Annotated in this window: 26 protein-coding genes; 13 read left to right on the forward strand and 13 right to left on the reverse strand. The window is 36.4% G+C overall.

Annotated elements, in window-relative coordinates:
* Positions 1-79: 79 nt before the first annotated feature.
* On the reverse strand, positions 80-1,195 hold the full coding sequence (locus RU87_RS01145; RefSeq protein WP_068164345.1) for a hypothetical protein: 1,116 nt from the start codon (positions 1,193-1,195) through the stop codon (positions 80-82).
* Between the two features lie 287 nt (positions 1,196-1,482).
* On the opposite strand from RU87_RS01145, the gene RU87_RS01150 reads away from it, so the two are divergent.
* The 3 genes from RU87_RS01150 (at position 1,483) to RU87_RS01160 (ending at position 4,040) form a co-directional block, all read left to right on the forward strand.
* Positions 1,483-2,448, forward strand: coding sequence for a ribose-phosphate diphosphokinase (locus RU87_RS01150; protein WP_068164349.1), 966 nt, complete (start codon positions 1,483-1,485; stop codon positions 2,446-2,448).
* A 60-nt stretch (positions 2,449-2,508) separates the two neighbouring features.
* On the forward strand, positions 2,509-3,633 hold the full coding sequence (locus RU87_RS01155; protein WP_068164353.1) for a cysteine desulfurase family protein: 1,125 nt from the start codon (positions 2,509-2,511) through the stop codon (positions 3,631-3,633).
* A gap of 62 nt (positions 3,634-3,695) precedes the next feature.
* Positions 3,696-4,040 (forward strand): DUF1831 domain-containing protein, encoded by a 345-nt coding sequence (locus RU87_RS01160; protein ID WP_068164357.1) that lies wholly within the window; start codon positions 3,696-3,698, stop codon positions 4,038-4,040.
* Between the two features lie 146 nt (positions 4,041-4,186).
* Here RU87_RS01160 and tuf read toward each other — a convergent pair whose 3' ends face one another.
* On the reverse strand, positions 4,187-5,383 hold the full coding sequence (gene tuf / locus RU87_RS01165) for an elongation factor Tu (protein ID WP_068164360.1): 1,197 nt from the start codon (positions 5,381-5,383) through the stop codon (positions 4,187-4,189).
* A gap of 209 nt (positions 5,384-5,592) precedes the next feature.
* Between tuf and RU87_RS01170 the strand changes: the two genes are divergently transcribed.
* From RU87_RS01170 to zwf, 4 genes are read left to right on the forward strand one after another with little or no spacing between them, the layout of a single operon-like run.
* Complete coding sequence (locus RU87_RS01170) at positions 5,593-5,790, forward strand: SPJ_0845 family protein (protein WP_068164363.1); 198 nt, start codon at positions 5,593-5,595, stop codon at positions 5,788-5,790.
* Positions 5,780-6,679, forward strand: a complete 900-nt coding sequence (locus tag RU87_RS01175) for a permease (RefSeq protein ID WP_068164366.1) — start codon at positions 5,780-5,782, stop codon at positions 6,677-6,679. The genes RU87_RS01170 and RU87_RS01175 overlap by 11 nt, the downstream gene beginning before the upstream one ends.
* Complete coding sequence (locus RU87_RS01180; protein WP_068164370.1) at positions 6,676-7,482, forward strand: TIGR03943 family putative permease subunit; 807 nt, start codon at positions 6,676-6,678, stop codon at positions 7,480-7,482. Before RU87_RS01175 ends, RU87_RS01180 begins: the two co-directional genes overlap by 4 nt.
* A gap of 53 nt (positions 7,483-7,535) precedes the next feature.
* Complete coding sequence (gene zwf / locus RU87_RS01185; RefSeq protein ID WP_068164372.1) at positions 7,536-9,017, forward strand: glucose-6-phosphate dehydrogenase; 1,482 nt, start codon at positions 7,536-7,538, stop codon at positions 9,015-9,017.
* Positions 9,018-9,174: 157 nt separating this feature from the next.
* On the opposite strand, the gene RU87_RS01190 is transcribed toward zwf, so the two are convergent.
* From RU87_RS01190 to RU87_RS01215, 6 genes are all read right to left on the reverse strand, one after another.
* Entirely contained in the window at positions 9,175-11,031 is a 1,857-nt protein-coding gene (locus RU87_RS01190; RefSeq protein WP_068164375.1) for an APC family permease, read from the reverse strand.
* 157 nt (positions 11,032-11,188) lie between these two features.
* A complete protein-coding gene (locus RU87_RS01195) occupies positions 11,189-11,551 on the reverse strand; it encodes a hypothetical protein (protein ID WP_156470822.1) in 363 nt (120 codons plus the stop codon).
* Positions 11,520-12,155: a uracil phosphoribosyltransferase gene (gene upp / locus RU87_RS01200; RefSeq protein ID WP_068164380.1), complete on the reverse strand. Its 636-nt coding sequence runs from the start codon at positions 12,153-12,155 to the stop codon at positions 11,520-11,522. The genes RU87_RS01195 and upp overlap by 32 nt, the downstream gene beginning before the upstream one ends.
* Positions 12,156-12,268: 113 nt before the next feature.
* Entirely contained in the window at positions 12,269-13,435 is a 1,167-nt protein-coding gene (locus RU87_RS01205) for a MalY/PatB family protein (RefSeq protein WP_068164384.1), read from the reverse strand.
* Complete coding sequence (locus RU87_RS01210; RefSeq protein WP_068164385.1) at positions 13,422-14,552, reverse strand: cystathionine gamma-synthase; 1,131 nt, start codon at positions 14,550-14,552, stop codon at positions 13,422-13,424. Before RU87_RS01210 ends, RU87_RS01205 begins: the two co-directional genes overlap by 14 nt.
* Positions 14,553-14,700: 148 nt before the next feature.
* Positions 14,701-15,573 (reverse strand): aldose 1-epimerase family protein, encoded by an 873-nt coding sequence (locus RU87_RS01215; protein WP_068164388.1) that lies wholly within the window; start codon positions 15,571-15,573, stop codon positions 14,701-14,703.
* A 173-nt stretch (positions 15,574-15,746) separates the two neighbouring features.
* On the opposite strand from RU87_RS01215, the gene RU87_RS01220 reads away from it, so the two are divergent.
* A complete protein-coding gene (locus RU87_RS01220) occupies positions 15,747-16,301 on the forward strand; it encodes a TetR/AcrR family transcriptional regulator (RefSeq protein WP_068164390.1) in 555 nt (184 codons plus the stop codon).
* Positions 16,302-16,386: 85 nt separating this feature from the next.
* Here RU87_RS01220 and RU87_RS01225 read toward each other — a convergent pair whose 3' ends face one another.
* The 5 genes from RU87_RS01225 to rsgA are packed head-to-tail and all read right to left on the reverse strand — an operon-like array spanning position 16,387 to position 22,204.
* Positions 16,387-17,337, reverse strand: a complete 951-nt coding sequence (locus tag RU87_RS01225; RefSeq protein ID WP_068164392.1) for a 3'-5' exoribonuclease YhaM family protein — start codon at positions 17,335-17,337, stop codon at positions 16,387-16,389.
* Positions 17,334-19,499 (reverse strand): ATP-binding protein, encoded by a 2,166-nt coding sequence (locus tag RU87_RS01230; RefSeq protein WP_068164397.1) that lies wholly within the window; start codon positions 19,497-19,499, stop codon positions 17,334-17,336. Before RU87_RS01230 ends, RU87_RS01225 begins: the two co-directional genes overlap by 4 nt.
* Positions 19,489-20,625: a metallophosphoesterase family protein gene (locus tag RU87_RS01235; RefSeq protein WP_068164400.1), complete on the reverse strand. Its 1,137-nt coding sequence runs from the start codon at positions 20,623-20,625 to the stop codon at positions 19,489-19,491. Before RU87_RS01235 ends, RU87_RS01230 begins: the two co-directional genes overlap by 11 nt.
* 53 nt (positions 20,626-20,678) lie before the next feature.
* The gene (rpe, locus tag RU87_RS01240; protein ID WP_068164401.1) at positions 20,679-21,326 is read right to left on the reverse strand and encodes a ribulose-phosphate 3-epimerase; all 648 of its coding nucleotides are present in this window, start codon (positions 21,324-21,326) and stop codon (positions 20,679-20,681) included.
* A complete protein-coding gene (gene rsgA, locus RU87_RS01245) occupies positions 21,323-22,204 on the reverse strand; it encodes a ribosome small subunit-dependent GTPase A (protein WP_068164474.1) in 882 nt (293 codons plus the stop codon). Before rsgA ends, rpe begins: the two co-directional genes overlap by 4 nt.
* A 357-nt stretch (positions 22,205-22,561) precedes the next feature.
* On the opposite strand from rsgA, the gene RU87_RS01250 reads away from it, so the two are divergent.
* The 5 genes from RU87_RS01250 (at position 22,562) to RU87_RS01270 (ending at position 26,597) form a co-directional block, all read left to right on the forward strand.
* Positions 22,562-22,744 (forward strand): 4-oxalocrotonate tautomerase, encoded by a 183-nt coding sequence (locus RU87_RS01250; RefSeq protein WP_068164406.1) that lies wholly within the window; start codon positions 22,562-22,564, stop codon positions 22,742-22,744.
* Positions 22,745-22,912: 168 nt separating this feature from the next.
* A complete protein-coding gene (locus RU87_RS01255; RefSeq protein ID WP_068164409.1) occupies positions 22,913-23,626 on the forward strand; it encodes a phosphopantothenate--cysteine ligase in 714 nt (237 codons plus the stop codon).
* Entirely contained in the window at positions 23,595-24,143 is a 549-nt protein-coding gene (coaC, locus tag RU87_RS01260; RefSeq protein ID WP_068164414.1) for a phosphopantothenoylcysteine decarboxylase, read from the forward strand. The genes RU87_RS01255 and coaC overlap by 32 nt, the downstream gene beginning before the upstream one ends.
* Before the next feature lie 79 nt (positions 24,144-24,222).
* Entirely contained in the window at positions 24,223-24,807 is a 585-nt protein-coding gene (locus RU87_RS01265; protein WP_068164417.1) for an ECF transporter S component, read from the forward strand.
* Positions 24,808-24,893: 86 nt separating this feature from the next.
* Positions 24,894-26,597, forward strand: a complete 1,704-nt coding sequence (locus tag RU87_RS01270; RefSeq protein WP_068164420.1) for a phospho-sugar mutase — start codon at positions 24,894-24,896, stop codon at positions 26,595-26,597.
* The last annotated feature ends 184 nt before the right edge of the window (positions 26,598-26,781 follow it).

Raw genomic sequence — 26,781 nt, forward strand, 5'->3', positions numbered from 1 at the left:
TTCATGTCCATTTTACCAGGAGCTGTTCAGGACAGTGTTTTTTTATCTATCAATGCTTCATCAAATGTTGTCAGAGTTATCAAACAGCCTTAACTTCTGTTTTACCTGTCACGTCATACTTAGCGGTTGCAGGCAGTTTATTATAAGCATCTAGCTCTGCTTGTGTTGCAAAATATAAGTTTCCATCTATTTTGGCCGTTACTTGTTTACCTGTGGTATCTTTAGTATTTTGAGCTGCAAATCCAATAGCTGATTTTGTGACATAAACATCACCTTTAATCTCACCATTTGCGATAACAGTATGAGGTGAATTCACCACAAGTTTAGCAACTGTTAACGTATAAGTTTTCGCTACTTGACGGTGATCATTTTGAGCATATAAAACAAGTTTTCTCGCTATCAATCCATTCGAAGCGATAAATGTTCCATCAATTTTTACTGTTTTACCAGCACCATTTATATCTGCAGTTCCTGCCGCTAACCATGTTCCATTTTTACTGAGTGCATCAGATAATACCGACAACTTCTCTGTACCATGCGTAGCACCTGTTTTTACATCGCTAGATTTTACATGAGAAATTTTACCACCTTTTTCAGCTATAGTAACTGCACCTGATTTCACACCTACTACATTCGTTGCTTCAACCTTAGTCGTACCAGTCACAACACCTTTAGCTTGAGGCGTTAAAGCATCATACGCTTTTTTTAGACGATCAGAAGCAAAAATCAAATTCCCGTCAACTTTAGCACTACCTTGCATCTTAAAGCCGGTAGCATCAACATAAACATCTCCTTTAACAGTCCCTTGTGCGATGATAAATCCGGGAGATTTCACAACTAACTTGGCTACTGTTAACGTGTAAGTGCCTTCAGGCTTCTTATCTGCACCAGATTTGTATAGTGCGAGTTCACGCTTAACTTGTCCATCCCCAGCAAATAAACCAGACACAGTAAGTGTTTTACCTGAAGCGTCAATGTCTTTGGTTACAGCATTTAACCACGCACCATTTTCTGAAACACCTTTTGAAAGTGTCTCAAAATTATCTGTTCCTTTCGTTGCGCCAGTAAATACTTCTGCGCTCTGAGCATCTGCTTTACTATCTGATTTTTTATTACCAGATCCTCCGCAAGCAGCCAACATAGTCACTGACAGTGCAGATACTGCTAGCAGTGAGATAATTTGTGATTTTTTCATGGATATAGCCCCTTTTTACATACATACATTGTACACAGCTCTTGCTCTACAATCATTTCCACCAATCATCTTATCACTTCTAATTTTTAATGTCAATCATTCATCAACTCATCATATAATAACCATGACATAGCCCTATCTGACTGCGGTTACTAAGGATTTTTGAGAATAGAGACAGGCAAAAATAAGATCCTAATGGTATTGATCTAAATTAGCCTACGATTTTACCTTTAGTGTTTTTTTTGGTAAAATAGAGTCAGTAAATTTATGCTTAGAAATGGACAATAATGACTGAAAAAGACAAGACTATTAAACTCTTCTCACTAAACTCAAACCTCGAATTAGCGCAAAAAATTTCAGATGCAGCTGGTGTCCCACTTGGTAAAATATCATCTAAACAGTTTTCAGATGGTGAAATTCAAATTAATATCGAGGAAAGTGTCCGTGGCTATGATATTTATATCATCCAATCCACTTCTTATCCCGTGAATACTTATCTATGGGAACTTTTGATCATGATAGATGCTTGCAAACGTGCTAGTGCTAACTCTGTGAATGTTGTAATGCCTTACTACGGCTATGCTCGCCAAGATAGAACTGCTTCACCTCGTGAACCGATTACTGCTAAACTAGTTGCAAATATGTTGACAAAAGCTGGTGCAGATCGTATTTTAACATTAGACTTACATGCTGTACAAGTACAAGGATTCTTTGACATTCCTGCAGATAATCTCTACACTGTTCCTTTATTTGCAGAATACTACCAAGAAAAAGGCTTAGTCGGAGATGATGTCGTTGTTGTCGCACCCAAAAACTCTGGCATTAAAAGAGCACGTTCATTAGCTGAATACTTAGAAAGTCCACTTGCTATTGTTGATTATGCAGATGGTGACCAAAAACGTGAGAACGGCTATATTATCGGTGATGTGAAAAATAAAAGCGTCATTTTAATTGATGATATTTTAAATACAGGTAAAACTTTTTCTAGTGCTTCAGTTATTGCAAAAGATGCTGGTGCTAAAGACGTATATGCTGTCGCTTCTCATGGGCTATTTACACCAGGTGCTGCAAAACGTTTAAATGCAACGTCTATCACAGAAGTTTTAGTCACTGATTCAGTCAAAACTGAAACACCAAAACCAGATGCTGTCAAATATTTAAGCGCTGCGCCTTTACTTGCTCATGCAATCATCCGTATTCATGAGAATGAACCTGTCAGCCCACTTTTCCAATACAATAAATCAGTTGATTAATCTTTTTCTACTATACTAAAATTCTGATGGTCACTTGGTTAACTATGAAATAGGTACCTTATGATATATTTAGATAATGCCGCTACAACACCACTCCTGCCTGAAGTCGCCCAAGAAATGTTTGAGATATCACTCTCAGTCATGGGCAATCCATCAAGCATTCATACTGCTGGACGGGCAGCAGCAAAATTAATTCGTCAAGCTAGAGAAGATATTGCTAACTTGCTACACGTCCCCAGTGATCATTTAATTTTTACCTCTGGTGGGTCAGAAGCAAACACACAAGCCTTGCTTGGTTATGCGCTTGCGAATCGTGATAAAGGCAAGCATTTAGTAACAACAGCAATCGAACATCATTCCGTTTTAAATACTTTTGCGTATTTAAGGGACAGACATCAGTTTGATATCACCATCATCCATCCAGATTCTGATGGTAACTATACAGCAGATATGGTACTAGATGCTGTGAAGGAAGATACGATTCTTGTCTCAACCATGTATGCAAACAACGAAACAGGGCAAGTATTGCCAATATCGGAGATTGGTAATGCTTTGAAAACACACAAAGCTGTTTATCATGTAGATGCTGTGCAAGTAATGGGTAAACTACCTATCCAACCACTTGACTTAGGGATTGATCTTTTATCAGCTTCTGCGCATAAATTTCATGGGCCAAAAGGTGTTGGGTTTCTCTACTACAATAATGTAAGACTTGATCCACTCATCCATGGAGGAGAACAAGAAAATAAAAAACGTGCTGGTACAGAAAATATTCCAGGGATCGTAGGAATGGCAAAAGCTTTAAGCCTAGCCTATCATGATATGACCGATAACTACCAAAAAGTCACAGCTCTCAAGGCGCACTTACTGGCACAACTTACAGGTCTAACGTATTATCTTAATCAATTTGGCACTAAAACGATGCCACATGTTATCAATATTGGTTTTCCTGGTGTCAATCACAACTTGTTATTAATGAAGTTAGATCTACAAGGTGTTGCAATTTCAACTGGATCTGCATGTACTGCAGGTGATATTGCATCGTCACACGTCCTTGAGGCGTGCTATGGCCCTAATTCACCTAAGCTGAAAGAATCTGTTCGTATCTCATTTTCTGATTTAACAACAGCTACAGAGATAGATAATTTTATTGAGATATTGACTAACATATTGTCTCATACTTAACTCACTCAAAAGAAAGGAGCTGCTACTAATTAGGTGATCATCGCCACTGTAGCAACTTTAATATGGCATTTTTAACTGAAAAACACCTTGATGATTGTAAAGATACTTACCAATTATCTGATTCAATAAAAAAATATACGTTGATGGATACCACATTTATCAAAAATAATGTCGGTAATTATGAATTGACACGTGTTTTAGAAACAATTCCTAACTCTGGTGAAGGTCCTGTATTAAAAATCATTATCAAAGCTGATTTATCTGGTTTTAAATTATCAATTACAGACCAATCAGGTTTAAGACATGTTAATATCTTTAAATCAGATGATAACCAAATGGTACAAGAAAAATTCTATTTCCAAATGAATGCACTTGTTGATCGTGGTGTCTTCAAAAAAGTAAACTAAAAGTTCAATTGATTTGAACTTTTTTTATGTCTCATTTACGATTGGCTTTAGTCATTAAGCATAACAAAAAAACACTTAGCTAATCGCTAAGCGTTTTTTTGCATTTATTGTCCGACCAATAAATAGTTTTGGAAGTCTAAAATGAATTAAGCTTCGATTTCTGCAACGATACCTGAACCAACAGTACGTCCACCTTCACGAATAGAGAAAGTAGTACCTTGTTCAACGGCGATTGGGTGGATCAATTCAACATCGATTGATACGTTATCACCAGGCATAACCATTTCAGTACCAGCAGGAAGCTTGATTGAACCAGTTACGTCAGTTGTACGGAAGTAGAATTGTGGGCGGTAGTTATCGAAGAATGGTGTATGACGTCCACCTTCATCTTTAGACAAGATATAAACTTCACCTTTAAATTGTTTGTGAGGTGTGATTGAACCTGGTTTAGCAATAACTTGACCACGTTCGATTTCATCACGTTGAACACCACGAAGGAGTACACCAACGTTATCCCCAGCTAAACCTTCGTCAAGCTGTTTACGGAACATTTCAACACCAGTTACGATAGCGTTTGAGATATCGTCTTTGATACCAACGATAGAGATTTCGTCATTGACGTGAACAGTACCACGATCGATACGACCTGAAGCAACTGTACCACGACCAGTGATTGAGAATACATCTTCGACTGGTAAAAGTAAAGGTTTGTCAGTATCACGTTCTGGAGTTGGGATATATGAGTCAACAGTATCCATCAATTCCATGATGATATCTTCGTATTCAGTATCGCCTTCAAGCGCTTTAAGTGCTGAACCAACGATAACTGGAGTGTCATCACCTGGGAAGTCGTATTCTGATAATAGGTCACGAACTTCCATTTCAACAAGTTCGATCAATTCTTCATCATCAACAAGGTCTTTTTTGTTAAGGAAAACGATCAATTTACCAACACCAACTTGACGTGAAAGCAAGATATGTTCACGTGTTTGTGGCATAGGTCCATCAGTTGCAGCTACTACTAAGATAGCTCCGTCCATTTGAGCGGCACCAGTGATCATGTTTTTAACGTAGTCCGCGTGACCTGGGGCATCGATATGCGCATAGTGACGTGCTTCAGTTTCGTACTCAACGTGAGCAGTATTGATAGTGATACCGCGTTCGCGTTCTTCTGGAGCAGCATCGATTGATGCGTAGTCTTTAGGTGTATTTACTGCTGAAGGTAAACGACGTGATAAAACTGTCGTGATTGCAGCAGTAAGTGTTGTTTTACCATGGTCAACGTGTCCGATAGTACCGATATTAACGTGTGGTTTCGAACGATCGTATTTTTCTTTAGCCATTTTAAAAATGTCTCCTTTAGAATAAAAAATATATTTTTTTTTAGACAGACCGCGCAATACGACAATCTACCATTACTATATAATTATATAGGTTTTTTGAAAAAAAGCAAGTAGTTTGAGACATTAAAGATACTTTTTGTTTACTATAAGCTAATTTTAAACAAAATAATGTAAAATATAGATATCACTTATTATAGAAAAGAGAAGAAATGGCATTAACCTTTAAAAAACGAGATGATTTAGACAAAGTATTGGGTGACTTGGCTGTCATGCCACCAGAATTCGAATTTACTGATGCAGAGAAAATAGAAAAGACAACAGATAAGCGTGTTAAAACACCTGAAGATTTTCTAAAACAATTTAATACCGATACGCCTAAGGAAAGTGACTTAAAAGATGTTAAATAATCTACCTGATGTTTGGTCACAATTAGCAGCAATTTTCTTATCCATTATTATAGAAGCCTTACCATTTGTATTGTTTGGCTGTTTGGTTGCTGGTATCATAGAAACCTACTTATCTCCGAGTATTGTCGCTAAATTTCTACCTAAAAATAAATTTTTACGTGTTATTGTGGGGATTTTTGCTGGTTTCTTTTTTCCATCTTGCGAGTGTGGTATTGTGCCGATCATCAATCGATTTCTAGAGAAAAAAGTACCCACTTATACTGGTATTCCTTTTTTAATCGCTGCACCGATTATTAATCCTGTTGTCTTATTTGCTACATTTGTTGCTTTTGGTAATTCTTTCAAGTTTCTACTATTAAGATTACTTGGTGCTTTGGCACTTGCTTTGATTATCGGACTCATTTTAGCTTACCAATTTGACGAGCCTATTTTATTAGAAAAACCTGCTGATGATCATCATACACATACTCACGCACAACTGACTGCACGGCAAAAAGTATGGCAAGCCTTATCACATGGTGTAGATGAGTTTTTTGACACAGGTCGCTATCTTATATTTGGTAGCTTAGTGGCCTCTTGTATCCAAGTATTTGTCCCTACTAAACTATTAACATCTGTGACACATAGTCCAGTTGTTGCCATCTTATTAATGATGGGATTTGCCTTTCTACTTTCCTTATGTAGTGAAGCAGATGCGTTTATCGGTGCAAGCTTACTGAGCTTGTTTGGTACAGGACCAATCATTGCTTTTCTACTATTTGGACCAATCATTGATATGAAAAATCTACTGATGATGAAACACTACTTTAAACCTAAATTTATCATCCGCTATGTATTGGCTATTTCTGTGCTTGTCATCGCAATCAGTATGGGGGTGAGCTTATTATGATTCGATTCCTCATTTTATCAGGCTATTTTGAGCTGATGATGTATTTGCAACTTACTGGAAAACTCAATCAATATATTAATACACACTATAGTTACTTGGCTGTCTTATCAGCACTACTCTCATTACTTTTTGCTATCGTTCAATTAATTAACTGGATGCGACATGTTAACCCACATATTCATATCACATCAAAATTTGCACGAGCAATTGCACTCCTTTTACTTGCAACACCGATTTTATCAAGTATCTTTATTCCGTCTAAGTCCTTAGATACAACTATCGTTTCAGCTAAAGGGTTTAACTTTCCATTAGCTGAAGGATCTGGAGATAGTTCAGATGGGACACAAATTCAATATCTTCAACCCAATACCAGTCTTTACTTTACAAAATCAGTTTATGACAAAATGATGAAAAAAGAATTGCGTACCTATCAAGATCAATCTACGATCACAATCACGACTGATAACTATATGGAAATTATGGAACTCATTTACAATTTCCCTGGCACATTTGAAGGTAAAACGATTACTTACACTGGATTTGTTTACAATGACCCTACAACATCAGGTGCCCAATTTTTATTTAGATTTGGGATTATTCATTGTATTGCCGACTCAGGTGTTTTTGGGTTGCGCACTTTAAGTGAGGGGCAAAACTTTCCCAACAATACTTGGATCAAAGTCACAGGACAAATTCAAATGGCTTACTACCCACCTTTTAAAAGAGAAATCCCTATTGTTAAGCCACAAACACTTACACAAGTTGAAAAACCATCAAATCCGTACGTGTATCGAACTTTCTAAGCTAAATTTTGATATAATTGGTAGAGTAAAAGAATTTTTGGAGACATAATGATATGACTAAAGTAGTAATTACAATTTTTGGTGCAAGTGGTGATTTAGCAAAGCGTAAACTTTACCCTTCCCTTTTTCGTCTTTATAAGTCTGGTATTTTAGCTGAAAACTTTGCTGTTATCGGTACAGCTCGTCGTCCATGGACAAAGGATTTTTTCGAGCAAGTTGTCATTGATGCCATCAGCAATTTAGCAACCACTCCAACACAAGCCAGTGAGTTTGCCTCACATTTCTACTACCAAAGTCATGATGTTCAAGATGTTGCACATTATGCAACACTTAAAACATTACAAGATGAGTTAGCTGAAACTTATAAAACTGAACATAATAAAGTCTTTTTCTTAGCAATGGCACCTGAATTCTTTGGTACAATCACTGATCATCTAAAATCAGAACAGATCGTTGACGGACAAGGGTTTGAGAGACTGATTATCGAAAAACCTTTCGGTACAGATCTTGAAACGGCTAAACAACTCAACCAAGCCTTATCAGAAACATTTGATGAGAGTCAAATCTTTAGGATTGATCATTATCTTGGTAAAGAGATGATTCAAAATATTTTTGCAGTACGTTTTGCAAATATCTTATTTGAACATGTGTGGAACCGTGAGTTCATAGACAACATCCAGATCACTTTTGCTGAATCAATCGGCGTGGAAGATCGTGGTGGCTATTATGACCAATCGGGCGCACTTAAAGATATGGTACAAAATCATATTTTACAAGTCCTCTCAATTCTTGCCATGGATAAACCTGCCTCTTTTTCAAGCGAAGACGTGTTACCTGAAAAAATTAAAGTCCTACAGAGTTTACGTGTACCTGATGAACAAGCGATTACTGAAAACTTTGTACGTGGCCAATACCAGAGTGGCCGTATCAATAACCAAGATTTTCAAGCTTATACTGATGAGCCATCAGTCAACCCACTTTCTAAAACAGAAACTTTTGCTAGTGGCGTCTTTTTTGTTGATACTGAACGCTTCAAAGATGTGCCGTTCTTCTTTAGAACCGGTAAGCGATTGACTGAAAAAGGGACTCGAATTAACATTATTTTCAAAAATAATGCTAATATTTTCGGAGAATCTCTTAAGCCTAACATCTTAACCATTTATATCCAGCCGACAGAAGGTTTCTCACTCCAGGTTAACGGTAAAGAAGTCGGTAAAACGTTCTCTATCGAGCCAGTTAAACTAGACTTTAGACATGATGCTGATGCCTTGGGTAACTCTCCTGAGGCTTATGAAAAACTGATCTATGATGTGCTCAATGGCGATGTGACTAACTTTAGCCGTTGGCAAGAAGTTAAAGCATCTTGGGAATTAATTGATAAAATAGTCGGCAGTTGGCAATTAGATAAAACACCTCTCCAATATTATCCTGCTGGTTCTATGGGACCAACAAAAAGCTTTGCATTACTAGAAAAATACGACACTAACTGGATTTGGCAACCAGATATCTGGTACAAAGAACGTGGGTTACTATAATAGTAGTCACTCATCTAGATATGCTGATCTACTAACTTAAAAAAACTGATGACCAAACAATTGGCATCAGTTTTTTTATAGGTTATGGACATCATAAAAAGCCTACTACTCTTGCTACTTTTATCAAGTAGCTATCATAGCAAACTTTTTTAGTTAATTATTTTTTCAAATGATATGAATAACTTGACACAACTACATTGTCTCGCCAGCTTAAATAATAGCGTAAACGAACAGACATTTGATTATGCAAGATGTTTTGCCATGAGCGTTTTGGTACAAATTGTGGGACGATAACCGTTACCGTATTATTTTTCTTATTGGCTATTTTTGAGACTAAATCTACGTAGCGCACAACAGGCTTCACAATATCGCGATAACTTGATTCCACAATTGAAAAACGAATGTCAGGATATAGAGTCTTGAATTCTGTTTCTACTTCTTTATCTTTCTGATAAGTTTCCTTGGTTGATACATGGACTGCGATAACTTCTGATCCAATTGATTGCGCATAGCTCATTGCTCCTACTGCAACATTTGTTACATTCCCAACGAGAACTATGACTGTATTTCCAGTATACTCATGAGTAACAATTTCATCTTGAAGTCGTAATTGGTGTGCTACCTCAGTATAGTGACGTTTAATCGCATAGAACATGGCAAGCAGGATAGGCATCACGATAAAGAATGGCCATATATCTGCTAATCTAAAAACCAATAAGATCATCACGATAACTGCAGAAATTAGCGCACCAATGATATTTGATATCGCATGGCGCCAAAATGTTTTGCCTGCTTCTCTACGCCACTTCACTACCATCCCTGTTTGCGATAAGGCAAATGGTACAAATACACCGATTGAATAAAGTGGGATTAGGCGTGCTGTAGACCCGTTAAAGATCATCAATAAAACAATGGCACCCGCTGCAAGACTGATAATCCCATTAGAATACCCTAGTCTATCACCCTTTTCCATATACATGTGCGGCATATATTTATTTTTGGCAAGATTATAGCTAAGCATAGGAAATGCTGAGAAACCAGTATTAGCTGCGACAGCTAAGATCATAGCTGTTGCAAATTGAAAGACGTAATAAAAGATACGACCTACACCATTAAAATCAAAGATATTATGGGCAAGCTGCGATAATACTGTATCCTTTGCATTAGGAATGATACCAGTATAATAACTAAGCACTGTAATACCTGTGAAGAAGATACCTAGTATAAGTGCCATCATCGTCAACGTACTTGCAGCATTTTTAGCTTTCGGTTTTTTAAAGAAAGGAACGGCATTAGAAATTGCTTCTACACCTGTTAAGCTGGCAGAACCACTAGAAAATGCTTTTAATAATAAGATAATCGAGATCCCAGGAACAGCCATCCCGACATGGCTCGTTGCATTATAAGAGACGTCACCTGTCAATACTCTAAATATCCCAACAACGAGTAATAAGACAGTTGCACCCACGAAAGTATAAACTGGCACTAATAAAAATCCGGCTGATTCTCTAAGCCCCCGAAGATTCATTAGCATGAGTAATAAGACAATGATGATCGATATGATTAGGTTATAAGGATGAAGAAATGGAATTGCAGAGGTAATCGCATCCGCACCTGCAGAAACCGATACTGCGACAGTCAACATATAGTCAACTAATAAACTCCCTCCTGCAATCAAGCCCGCATTTGCACCTAAATTTTCAGTTGAAACAACGTACGCACCCCCACCATGTGGGTAGGCATGAATGATTTGACGATAACTAAGTGTCAAGGCCGCAAGTAAAACGAGCACGAGTGCCGCTATCGGTAAACTATACCAAATTGCTGCTGCAGATAAGGTAATTAATACTGTGACGATCTGTTCAGTACCATATGCGATAGAAGATAAGGCATCGCTGGATAACATAGCTAATGCTTGGAATCTAGTGAGCAGATGACTGTCATCATCAGTTGACTTCAATGGTTTTCCAACTAAAATATGTTTTACATTTATTTTTTTCAAAGATAGCTCCATTTAAAATTAATATCAATTAAAAAGATCTCTCAATTCCCTAATTACAAGGATTGATAAACATTTTTTTATTATTTAATTCTTAATTATATCATCAAATAATGGCAAATAAAAGTCTAAATATGTGTTTATAAAAAAAAACACCGATAGTTAATCGGTGTTAGCTTGATGACTTGACTTGATCGCATTTATCAACCAGTTGTTCAAATGCTAATCTCACAAAATCAAGCTCTGCTTCGCTTTCTGGTTTAAAAGATTTCATGGGATTAACCACTACATCTCGATAGCTTAAAAATAGCACTTGGTTTGATTCTGGCATGAGTTTAAATTTAATAGCTGGATGACTCTCAAACGTACCACAAGCACCAGAAATTGACACTTCTAGTTCATAAGTATCATTGTCAAACTTTTTTAACCGATAATACTCACCATTATGGTAGACTCTTTCTTCAGTAAAATGTGCTAAAACAAACTCAAGTTTATCCATCATATTATTTAGTCCCAAAAAGACGATCGCCAGCATCTCCTAAACCTGGCACAATGTAGCCATGTTCATTTAATTTTTCGTCCAATGCAGCAGTATAAATATCAATATCAGGATGCGCTTCTTGTAAAGCTTTCACACCTTCTGGTGCTGCTACAAGACAGACAAACTTGATATTGGCTGCACCAGCACCACGTTTTTTTAGTGAGTCAATCGCTAAAATAGCAGAGCCACCTGTTGCAAGCATTGGATCTACAACAAAAATCTGACGTTGATCAATATCTTCAGGTAATTTCACCAAGTATTCAACTGGTTGTAACGTTTCTTCATCTCGGTACATCCCAATATGCCCTACTTTAGCAGCAGGCACTAGAGATAAAATCCCGTCAACCATACCGATACCTGCACGTAAAATTGGTACAATCGCTAATTTTTTTCCTGCTAATGTTTTTTGGATTGATTTCGTGATGGGTGTTTCAATTTCAATATCTTCTAACGGTAAATCACGTGATATTTCATACCCTAAAAGCATCGCGATCTCATTAACAAGATCACGAAAAGCCTTTGTTCCTGTTGAAGTTTGACGTAAAATTGTGAGTTTATGCTGAATTAGTGGATGTGTGACAACTTGAAATTTTCCCATGTTAATAAACCAACTTTCTGAAATTATCTATTCTTTTAGTATTATATCAAAAAAAATGTTTATTGGCTAACTTCTTTTGTGAGCTAGCAGGACATGACTTACCTATTATATAACTAATCTTTTGGTAGCACAGCAACTATTCTCTGAACAGCTTGTTTGACATGTTCAAGTGGTGCCGCAATATTAACTCTAACATGTCCTTTGCCTTCAACACCAAAACTGGTCCCATTATTTAAGATAACTTTTGCTTCATCTCTAAATAATCCGTACAATATATCATCGCTTAGACCATAATCAGAAAAATCTACCCAAATCAAATAAGTCCCTTCAGGTTGCATCACTTTCACACGTGGGGCATGTTCTTCAAAATAAGTGACCAAATATGAAAGGTTGTCTACTAATACTTTTTTCAGCTCAACTAACCAAGGCTTACCATAAGTCAAGGCAGTTTCAGTCGCAAGTAACCCTAATGTAGTCACTTCATGTTGATTATTAGCCAGCTGTTGGGTTTTAAATTTCTTTTTAAGTCGCTCATCTTCAATCAAGACAAATGCTGTACCAGTACCTGCGATATTAAATGTCTTTGTTGCACTGCTCAAAACAATTGCAAATGATGCATAATCGCCAACTGTGTTGAAACTATGATGTTGGTTGTCAAATAAAGTCAAATCTTGATGAATTTCATCAGATATTAAGCGCACATCATATTGTTTACAAAGCTCAGCTATCTTGATGAGTTCTGTCTTCTCCCAAACACGACCTCCTGGATTATGTGGGCTACAAAACGCATAGAGTTTAACGTCGTTTTCAACGATATCCTTTTCCAATTGCTCAAAATCAATTTCAAATCGACCATTCACTTCCACAAGTGAATTTGTGACGAGTTGTCGATTATTTAATTTGATTGTTCTGGCAAAAGGAGGATAAAGCGGTGTATTAATTAGGACAGCATCACCTGGTTGAGTAAAAGCTTGTATGCCAACTGTAATCGCTGGGACTACCCCACTAATTAAAATGATATCTTCTTGTTTAATCTCATAATGGTGTTCTTCTTTTTCCCAAGAAATAATCGCATCATATAGTGATTTTGGTGGATAACCATAGCCGTATACACCATAGTCTGCAAATTTTTTCACTGCTTGTGACATTTCTGGAAAAGTTTCAAAATCCATATCAGCAATCCACATTGGTAAAACTTCTGGATCTGTTTCAGTCGCCTGCCATTTTACTGAATGGTTGTTTAAGCGATTCGGAGCGCTTGTGAAATTATACTTCGTCATTTTTTTCTCCTTCTGCTAATGCTAGTTTTAAATCATCAATTAAATCACTGACATCTTCAATCCCAATTGACAGTCTTAATAAATCGTCCGTCAACCCATAACTAGCTCGAACTGCTTGTGGAATATCCGCATGTGTCTGTGTCGTCGGGTAAGTAATCAAGGACTCTACTCCCCCTAGACTTTCGGCAAAAGTGATCACACTTAGACTGTTGATAATCGTTGGGATTTTAGATTGATCTTTCACTTTAAAAGAGATCATGCCGCCTAATCCAGTATAAAGTACTGATTTGACTGCAGCATGTTGTCTTAAAAAGTTAACAATCTCAGTCGCATTTTGCGTCGCACGTTGCATACGTAAAGACAAAGTCTTTAATCCTCGCATGACTAAGTAGCTGTCAAACGGAGATAACACAGGTCCAGTCGTATTCAGGTTATAAAGTAGCTGTTCATATAGTGCAGCTTCTTTTACAATCACAGCCCCTGCTAACACATCGTTATGACCTGATAAATATTTTGTCGCAGAATGTACCACAATATCAGCACCCAACGTGAGGGGTTGTTGATAGATAGGTGTATAAAATGTATTATCAACAATGACAGTCGCACCGTTTTCATGCGCTTTCTTAGCTACTTTAGCAATATCTACCTCAATCATCAGTGGATTTGTTGGTGTTTCAATATAGACAACATCAGTCTCTTTTGAGATAGCTCCTAACATGTCTTTTTCTGTCACAACATAATCAAAGAAAAATCGACCACGTTTTTCTTGATCATTAAACCAACGAAATGAACCACCATATAAGTCTCTTGAGGCAACAATCTTAGCACCAACAGGAAAAATATCAAGCGCTAAAACAATAGCCGACATCCCAGAACTTGTCGCAATCGCAAATTGACCACTTTCAATACTTGCCAAAGCTTCTTCAAGATTTGTCCTGGTCGGATTCTTAGTTCTCGTATAGTCATAGCCCGTTGACTGCCCAAATTCAGGATGTTGGTATGTCGTTGAAAAATGAATGGGAGAAATTAAGGCACCAGTTGCTTCATCATGATTAATGCCGATATGTGAGAGAATTGTATCGAGTTTTGGCGTTTTGTTTTCTGTTTGATTATGCATTTTCCACCTCGTTTTGTTTATAATTATTACTATGATAACACTTTAACTACTGAAACCACACGATCTCCTCACTTTTTTTTGATGTTGACCATTTGTATTTTTTATGACTGGTTCTAACCCAAAAAGAAGCGACCTAAGTCAGCTTCTGTTAGTTAATCGTGATCGTATAGGTCGCACTAAATTTTTTCTTGGCAGCTAAACTATTAATCCCAAATTTTGTTGTCAAATCACCATCAGTATTGACATCATCAGCAATACCACACCATGGCTCAATACAAACAAAAGGAGCTTCATTAGGATATGTACTCCATAACCCAACAAATGGCATATCCTTCCATGAAACTTTTACGGAACGCGCATTAATTGTGTTACTTAATAACACTTCTGTTTCCCCAACAGTCTCAAAAATTAAGGCATCTGATTTAAACAGATCGCGTGATACCTTAAACACGTTGTCATCTCGTTTATATTTTTTACTTAATTCAAGTGTCCCGGTTGACACATTGATTGGTATAAAAGGTCTAGATATTTCAGGGCTAATGGTTAATTGATAATCTTCAAATGTCGCATTTTCCAAAGTTACATTAAATGCTGGATGAGCACCTATCCCAAAAAACATCTCATCCTGACCTTGATTTTTAACTTCCCACTTAACTGATAGCTGATTACCTACTAATGTGTATTTGATTCTCAATCTGAAATCAAATGGATAGACTTGTAAAGTCTCCTTATCAGCTCTCAACTCATAAACAACTTCATGCTCACTACTATCTATCATTTCAAAAGCTTTGTCACGCGCAAAGCCATGACCACCCAATGTGTACGTTTCATCATTGTATACGTAATGACCATCTTTTAATTTGCCAACTATCGGGAATAACACTGGTGCTTGTCTTCCCCAAAAGGTTGCGTCACCTTGCCATAGATACTCAATACCATCTTTTTTTAGAGACTGTAATTCTGCACCAAACGTGTTGATTTTGACCTGTAATTGTTGATTTTTCATGTTTGTAATCGTCATATTACTCCTTTAATTAGCTTAATATCATGTGTTACACTGCGATAACTTTAGAGAGATGGACGTGCATTTTAAACTCTTCTTCTCAATTATAAATTATAACATTTTTAGTATGATATAACTTGTACATATAGTTATATTAGTATATACTAAGTAACATAGAAGGGGATTCACTCATGTCAAGAACAAAAACAATTTTTAAAGAAGATATATTAAAAGCTGCTCAGAAATTTATTGTCGAAAAAAGTGTTGGCGAACTTACAGCTCGTGCACTATCAAAGTATATGAATATTTCCACACAACCTCTTTATGCTGAATTTACGAATATGGCATCATTAAAAAAAGAACTTTTCACTAACATCTATAAAGAGTTAGAAGAAGATATTTACAATAAAAAAACTCATGACGATCCTATAATCAATATATCGCTTAATTATATTAACTTTGCTTGTCATAATCCTCAGTTATTTAAAACAATTTATTTAGAAAAACATGGGGATACTGACACCTCTATCACTGAATTTTCTTATCATTTGTTCAGACAAACAATCAAAGATAACCCTGTTTATGCAAACCTAAGTGATAAAAAACTTAATACACTTTTGACAGCCACTTGGGTTATCTCTACTGGGTATGCAAACCTCATCGTAAGCAATGTCATTAGTAATAACCAAGATGACATCATCGACTTCTTAAAATTAACAATCAAAGAAATACTTGAAAGTAGATAATACATCGCAACATATATAAAAACTCCTAAAGCCTTCACTTTAGGGGTTTTTATAATGCCAACTATTTTGTAACTTAGCTGGTACTTTATTTTTGATCAAAATTAGGTTTGTAGAAATTTCGATTATCCAAAGCAAAGATACGTGGTGTCATCTCTCCTGTACCTACTTGGTTTAAGGCTGTTCCCATCATCATAATACTTGCATCCATCATATCAATTTGATGGATAACCTCTGCCTCCATAATTTGGGGTCTAACAGGACTGCCGTATTCTCTCAACCCATGATGCGCTAATAACACGTGACGTAAAATTGTCACATCTTCTTTATCATTATCTAAGTCAAGTTCGCGCACGGCCTCTGAAACTTCTTCATCTATTAAGACAATATGACCAATTAAGTTACCTTTTAACGTATAAGTTGTGTTCTCAGGTCCTGAGAACTCGATAACTTTAGCCATATCATGTAGTAAAATACCAGCTAACATCAAACTTTCATCCAACATTGGGTAAACTTCACAAATTTTTTCTGCAAGCTGTGCCATTGTGGCAGTATGATAACTCAAACCGCCCTCAAACGCATGGTGATTCGTTTTGGCAGCAGGATATTCAAAAAATGCTTTATCATATTTTTTAAAGATATAACGGACAATTCTATTCCATGTTGCATTTTCAATTTTAAAGATAACTTTTTGGATATAGTCACGCAATTCTTTTTCATTCACGACTGATTTAGGCTTGAAATCTTTTGGATCATTAGGCTCTGTATTTTCTGGTAATCGTAAATAAATTTTATTAACCTGAGGCGTACCTTGATATAATTCTTTAACTGCACGCATATAGACAACTTTACCTTTAGTAAACGTCTCTACCATATAGTCATCCGCATCCCAAAGATTTCCTGCAATTTGTCCAGTTCTATCTTGAAAAACCATGGCAAGATATGACTTACCAGCCCGTGTTTGACGTACGTCAGCTTGCTTAATTAGGTATAGACCTTCAAAAGCATCTCCAACTTGTAATTCTTTTAACTGTGTCATAGTTTTATCGTTCCTTCCATTTCTAGAGTGAAATCTTGATCACTGGTTAACAGTATAATTTGCCTATCCTGGGCAATCGTTTGTAACAGCTTACCAAAGTTTAAGCGACGTGTTTTATCAAAACGAAGAAAATTATCATCCAAAAAGATAGGGAACTCTTGTTTTTTTGATTGAATAAAGGCTAACCTTAAGGCGAGTTGAAGCTGATCTCTTGTTCCTGTAGATAAATCGATTAACCGCAAACTTTGTTTCCGACTATTTTTTACCCATAAGATATCTTCATCTAAGTAGATTTCCTGCCAACTATTGTTGGTTAACTCTCTAAATAATAAACTTGCCCGGTGCAAAATATCTGGTAACGTTTCAGACGATAAGGACTGCATCACGTCACCTATTAGCTTAATTTCGGCAGTTTTTGTTGCAAAGTCAACTAAATAATCTCTTAAAGTAGCTTTTTTCCTTGCCAATTTAGCTGCTAGATCTATCAAGGTCGTATCTGTTTTTTGTTGATTAATCACAGCTAAATTTCTAGAATGTTCATCAATAACACTGTTTAGCTCCTGAGTAATCTTAGTTTTTTCTGCTACTTGTTGATCTAGTTGTTTTTGTTCTTTATACCCATTAAAGACAATAGATAGATCAAAAATTTTCGATAGCTGTTCTTTCAGTCTTGTCAATCGCATTAAGTCACGAGACTGTTGTGCCCATTGTTCTAATAATTTAGGTGCCGTATCAATATCAGGTATTTCTTCAAAAATAGCATTATCCAAGTCTTTTAGTGCTGATAGTTTTTCAATTGATTCCTTTGGATGATACTGGCTTAAGGTAATTCTTAACTCTTGTAGTTCTTTCTCAAGTAATGTGATGTTTTCAATTTTAGTGTTGACACTATCATTATCTAACACGATCATATCGTTAAAATAAGCTACTTTTTGATCGAAATCTGCCAGCACTGCTTCATTTTTAGCTAGTTCTTGTCGTTCAAGTTGATGCGTTTTATAGTGTGAAATACCTGAAACAATCGCTATAATCAAGAAAAATATCGCAACAAATGGTTTAAGCGCAAGGCTAATCCCCATTAAAATAATTGCAATGATTGTAATAATCAAATAGTGTTTTGAAAACTTAAATTGTGCAATTTGTTGTTCAGCTGAAATTGCTTTAGGATACTCTAATTTAAGTTGATAAAACTTTTCTAAAGTCTCTTCATCTTGTAAGAAACGATTTTTAGGTGTATCCAAATTTTCGATAGCGATACTATCTGCTGCTATTTTTTGATTTAGATTACGGATTTCTTGATTATATTTTTCATGCAGTGCATGTTTACGTCTTAAATTATCTGCTTCTTCAGTTGATAAAATATTTGATAAGTTTTGACTATCAAGTTCTTGATACTCTTGATATTCCGCTAAAAAACTTAACTTATGCTTACTCTGATTAATTAAGTCATCTAAGCTCGTTTGTTGGTCACGATAATCTTTAATTTGTTCCTCAAGCTCAGCGTTTTTTGTCATTAGCGGTAATAGGGCCGCTTCTTCAGTTGTCTTTTTTTCTATTGCTTCTTGAACAGACGCGATATCAGTCAAAGCTTGATTGATCGGTTTTTTAGCTGCCCGAGTGGTTGTAAAAATTTGATCACGTGATTTTGATAACTTTTGAACTTGGTCAAAAAGTGCGACTGTTCCTGTTGTCGCAGACATACGCCATTCTTGATCAAGACGATCGGCATTATAATCTTTAACGGTCGATATCTGAAGATTATCTTGTGTCACTGTATAAATCTCAGAAAAAACTTTTGCTGTGATTGGTCGCATAAACTCTTGCCAAGATGCTTCATCTAACTGATAGCTTTGACCCTCTTCACTGATTTCACAAGAAAAGCTTGGTTTCCCAGTACGTAAGATTTTAATTCTCTCGATTTTAATTGTTTTATTCTCATGTGTCAAGGTAATCTGACCACCATAAGTTTTCACATCTAAAGGATTAAAGTTTTGATTGGCTGTTGTGGCATTTTCAAAGCCAAATAACATATATTTGATGAAGGCGAGGATTGTTGACTTACCAGTCTCGTTATCCCCTAAAAAAGTTGTCATATCACTGAGGTTATAGGTTTGATTAATTATTTTACCAAATCCCTCAATCTTGAGTTGGTTAATTTTCATCTCTATCACCTCCAAAGTCAAAGTACTGACTCGCAAATAATCTGACATTATCTTGTACTTCCTGATTCAAATTTGGATCATCAAACAAAGCTTTAATCTCCTTTTTATGAGGCAGTAACCTATAGATTTGTTTCATGTCTATATCAGGTAAACTAAATTCAGGTAAGGCTATTTGCGTTATCGTTTGATTTGTTTTAGTCAGCGGCCGTAAACTCAACTTCACAATGATATGATTTTGACGTAAAGCCTCTAATAACTCTTCATTTTCATAGGCCTCTTGTAAATTATCTGCAATCATCTCATAATTCTCCAGCATAATACTATAAAAAATATGATCATCAGATAACTGTGATTCAATATAATGAAGTGCTTGAGCTAAATTTTGACAATCAGAAAGATCTAATACGATTGTTTTAAAATGTACATCAGCTAAGTCTTGGAAATAGATCAGATTGCCAGATTTAACAATTTCACCATAAACCACAAAATTCGTATTTTCTTTTTTATTACGGCCTTGTGGTGTCCCAGGATATATGATATTATCAGCGACTTGATTTGCCAAATGAATATGGCCTAATGCCCAATAATTATAGCCTTTAGCAAGCATATCTGTCAGATTAGCTGGCGCAAAAGAATCGCCTGAAAATTCGCCATGAAACAACCCAACATGGTAATCGCAAGTGTAGTCACTCAGTGGATAATCGCCTATTTTATTTTGTGAGATATGTGGGTGTTGATATGAGAATCCTGATACCGCTAGTGTTTCACCTGATCTCAACGTCAGTTTTTCTGTTGTGACAGTTTCAGAATAAAAAACAGTGACATTCTCGGGAAAACTCACCCAATAAACTGATTCTCTATAATAATCATGGTTACCAAAAATCACAACGGCTTGTATGCCATGAGGGGCTAAACGAGCCAATTCTTGAACAAAATAATTTTGTATTTTTATACTTGGTTGTGATTGATGAAAATTATCTCCCGCAAAAAATACAACATCAACTGCTTCTGCAATTGCAAAATCAATGATTTTTTCTAATATTTTATAAGGGTGAAAGGGGACATCTTGAACGACACCTTCAAATTCTCGATCTAAATGCAAATCTGCAGTATGTAAAAATTTCATAAATAACTTTCTAACCTATGCCTAACCAAAGCTCTTGACTGATTTTACGTTTTTTAGCGGAGTACTTCTCTTAATTTAGTCATATTTGCTTCAATGTCCCCATTAAATACATAAGAACCTGCCACAAAAACATCCGCACCAGCATCTCGACAAGCGATAATTGTTTGGTCATCCACGCCACCATCAACCTCAATCTCGAAACTTAACCCACGAAACTCTCTGATAGCAACTAATTCTCGAACTTTTTCAAGACATTCTGGAATAAATTTTTGGCCACCAAATCCAGGATTGACAGTCATCACTAACACCATATCTACCAAGCCAAGTACATGTTTAATCGTCGACACATCTGTACCTGGATTAATCACCACAGCACTTTTTAAGCCGGCTTGCTTAACCTTTTGAAGGACAGCATGGATGTGTTTTGTGGCCTCAACATGAATACTAAGACTATCTGCACCAGCTTGTGCAAGGCTTGTGATGTATTTTTCTGGATTTTCGACCATCAGATGACAGTCTAGTAGGCATTTTGTTGCTGGTCTAATCGCCTTCACAACATCAGCACCAAAACTGATATTGTCAACAAAATGGCCATCCATGATATCAATATGTAGGTAATCAGCGCCAGCTGCTTCGAGACGTCTCGCATCTCTTTCAAAATTACCAAAATCTGCTGCTAGAATTGACGGTGCTAATTTCATTTTTTTACCACTTTCTTATAAGTTTCTCGTCTACCTGTAATCTCAGATAGAAATAGTAAATAATTATCGTAACGAGACCTTAGTACTTCTCCTGATTCAACTGCTGGTTTGACTGCACACTTCGGTTCATGTGTGTGTGTACACTCTCTAAACTTACAACCAAATGATAAGTGTAATAATTCAGGAAAAGCAGCGTTTAGGTCTGGCTGATTATCAATCTCATAGTCTAATGATGAAAACCCAGGTGTGTCAGCAATTAAGCCAGCATGTATGTCAAATAATTCAACATGTCTAGTTGTATGTCGACCACGGCCAAGTTTATCTGATATTTCTTGCGTCTCTATAGCCATGTCGGGTGCGATTTTGTTTAATAAAGTTGACTTACCAACACCTGTTTGACCCATAAACACACTGACTTTATTTGCAAACTCAGGTAGCATCGCTTGCCAATCATTCATAAAAAAGTCATAGCCGATTGCTTGATAGTCACGCTGTATGCGCTCAAAATAAGTCTTATCCTCAACCAAGTCTAATTTTGATAAATAGATGAGTGGTTGTATGTCTTTATTAGTTAATAAGACTAGAAAACGATCTAGTAAGTTTAATGAAAAAGCAGGTTCAACTGCAGATATAACCACAACCGCTTGATCGATATTGGCTATAGGCGGTCTGACTAAAGCGTTTTTACGTTCGGCTATAGACAAAATATAGCCTTCAGATTGCTTTGCTGCAGAAAATTCAGCAAAATCTCCCACGATTGGTTTCGTACCTTTTTGTCTAAAATTCCCTCTAGCTCTCGTCTGATGTACAACATCATCTGACCTATCTTTGATGTAGTAAAACCCACTCAAGGATTTAAGTATTCTACCAAAATGTATCTCAGTTTGTTTTGTAGCCAATTGTTCTGATCACCTACCTTTTATTTGACGCTTATTTTTTTATACTCACGCATCATCACTTACTAGTAACGACGCTATCGTCTATCTATACTGATAGTATAAACATGACTTTTAAGTTTCCTAACTCGGAACCAGTTGATATTTCTAATTATACCATTTTTAAACTAAATATTTAATGTTATCTATATTAAAAATGGATAAAACGATCAAGTCTGCTTGACTGCTTGTTTACTAGCCATAACTCGTTGGTCAATCATTTCCCGAAATAGGCGTGATGATACTTGAAAGTCCTGGCAAAATATGTCACAATATAGGCATAGAAAAGAGGTTTCCCTTATGCCATTTGTACATGTAGATTTATTCGAAGGTCGTACTGACGCACAAAAAATTGCACTCGCTCACGACATCACAGAAGCTGTTGTTAAAAACACTGGTGCACCAAAATCTGCCATTCATGTCTTTATCAATGACATGAAAGAAGGGACTTATTTCCCTCAAGGTGAACTAAAGAAAAAATAAGTCTGATGATTATGACAGTTAAAACGAGTTCTACAGTTACTAGAACTCGTTTTATGATCCCTCATTTTAAACAAATTACCTAAATGATAAGGACTACACCTAGGCTTAAACGCTATCGCAACCCTTAGTTTTATGCTATAATAAAAAAAATTATGAGAAAGGCGCGATATGCATATATTGATCACTTCAGGTGGCACAACTGAACCTATTGATGATGTCCGTGGCATTACCAATTTTGCTACTGGCAAATTAGGTAAAATTTTAGCAGAACAATTTTTAGCAACAAATCACCAAGTTGTTTTATTAGCTGGCCTAACAGCTTTGGTGCCAGATAACCACCCTAATCTCCAAATCATACGTATTTCAAACGTTGATAGTCTAGCTATAGCTATGAACCAATGGTTACCTAAGATAAATGTATGTGTGCATACAATGGCGGTTTCTGATTATACTCCAGTTTATATGACCGATCTTGAGACGGTTGAAAAAACGCAAGATATCCAAAGCTTGTTAACAAGACAAAATACTGAGCATAAAATTTCTTCACAAGAAACTTACCAAGTTTTATTTTTAAAGAAAACGCCTAAAATCATTGCCTCTATTAAAAATTTAAACCCTGATATCATCTTGATTGGGTTTAAACTGATGGTTGATGTCAGTGATGCTCAATTGATTGAAACTGCTAGAGCCTCATTATACAAAAATAATGCTGACTATATCTTAGCAAATGATCTAACAACAATTTCAGAAACACAGCATAAGGGATTACTGATCAGCCAACATCACATACAGTCAGCTGATACAAAACAGCAAATTGCCCAACTAATTGTCAGTAAAAGTGAGGAAGCATATGACAAACGTAACCATCGCGGTAACCGGTAGTATCGCTGCATATAAGGCTTGCGATATCGTTTCAGAATTAGGCAAACTTGGATTTAATGTCACTGTTTTGATGACCGAAGCTGCGCAACAATTCATTACCCCGTTAACACTTCAAGTATTATCTAAAAACCCTGTACATACTAGTGTGATGTCAGAAGACCGTCCTGATGTTGTCAACCATATTGAATTAGGCAAACAAACAGATTTATTTTTAGTGGCACCAGCGTCTGCTGATACAATCGCGCGACTATCACACGGTCATGCAAATGATATCGTTTGCGCTGTTGCGCTAGCACTGCCAGCTCATGTCATAAAAATGATAGCGCCGGCAATGAATACAAATATGTATGAACATCCCCTAACACAAACAAACCTCAATACTTTGAAAACGATTGGCTATCAAGAAATTGAGCCTAAAACATCCCTTTTAGCCTGTGGCGATTTAGGAAAAGGTGCTTTAGCAACTGTCGACGATATCGTGCAAATCGTACAAGATGCTTTACTAGATATTACTTAACTCTATTTTTGGGGATTTAATCACCAACTTATTATACGAAAGGAACAGATTAGTCACCTTTACTAATCTATTTAAACAGATGAATACCAACTATACAAAAAACTCTAAAGCTTCTGATGTTGCGATTTTAGGCATCTTCATCGCAATCATGCTTTTTATCCATCTTATCTCTAGAATTATATATAGCTTTTGGCCATTTCCTATTCAACCCACTTTAGTTCATATCCCTGTCATTATTGGCTCAATTGTTCTTGGGTGGCGTAAAGGTGCATTTCTTGGCTTTGTTATGGGCCTTATTTCATTCTTGAATTCAACTTTAGCACCAATACCTACTTCTTTTTTATTCTCACCATTTGTCCCACATGGTAATATCTGGTCATTATTTATTGCCTTTATCCCTAGAATCATCGTGGGCATTCTGCCATTCTTTATTTTTCATCTCATCAAAAATAGATGGGGAGCAGGTATTGCTGGGTTTGCAGGCTCTGCAATTAATACGATTTTAGTCCTTAGCTCAGCCTTTATTTTCTTTAATGATCAACTTAATATGACCTTTAAAACACTGGTTGCAACTATCATCACGACTAATTCCATCGTAGAAGCAATTACCGCAACTATCTTATGTACTAGTCTTGTACCGATATTATTAAAATTTAGAAACTAAAAACGAGGTTAAACGTGATTTTCACGTTTTTTTTTGCTAAAATAGCAGTATAAATGAAAATGCTTTCTAAAGCGAAAGGAGACACTATGTCTTACAACGAAATTTATCAAAAATGGTCTGAATTTGACGCACTCCCTGATTATCTGAAAAATGAATTAAAAAACATGACTGAACATGACAAAGAAGATGCCTTTTATACGTCTCTTGCCTTTGGTACTGCAGGTCAACGTGGCTTGATTGGTGCAGGGACCAATCGGATGAACATCTATACTGCAAGACAAACAACTGAAGGGCTTGCAAGACTGATGGATGCAAAAGGTGATAGCAAAAAACGTGGTGTTGCAATAGCCTATGATTCTCGTCACTTCTCTAAAACATTTGCTTTTGAGGCGGCACGTGTTTTAGCTTTACATGATATCCCATCTTTTGTTTTTGAATCACTACGACCAACACCTGAGCTGTCATTTGCTATCCGTGAGCTGAATACTTTAACTGGTATTATGATCACTGCCTCTCACAACCCAGCACCCTATAATGGTTATAAAGTTTATGGGGAAGATGGTGGACAAATGCCACCAGAGGATGCTGATAAATTAACAGAATATATCCAAGAAATTGATGATATTTTCCAAATCCCACTTGCCGATGAAGATAATGAGTTAATTACAATTATCGGAGAAACAATCGATAATAAATATCTAGCTGAAGTTAAAGCTGTTACAATCAATCAAGACATTATTAATACCTATGGCAAAAATTTAAATATCGTTTTCACACCTCTTCATGGTACTGGTGAAATGCTTGGTCGTAAAACATTAGCTCAAGCTGGTTTTGAGAAAATTGCAGTTGTTGAAGCACAAGCAATTCCAGATGGCGACTTTCCAACATTAAAATCTCCAAACCCAGAAAACCAAGCTGCCTTTGAGCTATCTGAACAATTGGGTAGAGAAGTCGATGCTGACATGTTAGTCGCAACAGACCCTGATGCCGACCGTATTGGTGTTGAAGTGCGCTTGCCTAACGGTACTTATCAACCACTAACAGGTAACCAAATCGGTGCTGTGTTAGCTAAATACATTCTTGAAGCACATAAACAGGCTGGTACATTACCTGCTAATGCTGCGATCGTGAAATCAATTGTATCTACTGAATTAGTCACAGCTATCGCAAAATCGTATGATGTCAAAATGATTGATGTCTTGACTGGCTTCAAATTTATCGCAGAACAAATTCAATCATTTGAAGAAACTGGCTCACATACCTACATGATGGGATTTGAGGAATCATTTGGTTATTTAATCAAACCTTTTGTACGTGATAAAGATGCGATTCAAGCACTCCTCTTAATTTGCGAAGTGGCTGCTTACTATAAATCACTCGGTAAAACACTATATGATGGCATCCAAGATATCTATGCTGAATATGGTTACTATCTTGAAAACACTGTATCAATCACACTTGAAGGTATCGATGGTGCTGCACAAATTAAAGCTGTGATGGATAAATTCCGCTTGAATCAACCAACACATTTTAATGGTATTAAAGTTGCCTTAACTGAAGATTTCCTCCACAATACGTCAACTTCTGCTGATGGTGAAACAACAGCCTTAACAACACCTCCATCAAATGTTCTTAAGTACCACCTAGAAGACGGGTCATGGATTGCTGTTAGACCTTCTGGAACAGAGCCTAAGATTAAATTTTATTTGGCGGCTGTTGCTGAAACACAAGAAGCTTCTGCTGATAAGCTTATCGCTTTTGCTGACGATATCAACGCCTTTATTAAGTAAGACTTTTCAGTCTATTTCTCACAAAAAAAAAGATCTCAGTCCAAGGACTTATTGAAAATCTTTTTTTTTTTATGGTAGAATAGATTATATATTTATTTTTCTAGCTATCAATGCTTATAGCAGCTTACTTTTGAGTTGATTTAGCTTGGAAAAATCGAACTGTAGATAATATATTAGAAATTAG

Origin of the sequence: Pseudolactococcus plantarum (assembly GCF_002441715.1) — a bacterium.
GTDB lineage: Bacteria > Bacillota > Bacilli > Lactobacillales > Streptococcaceae > Pseudolactococcus > Pseudolactococcus plantarum.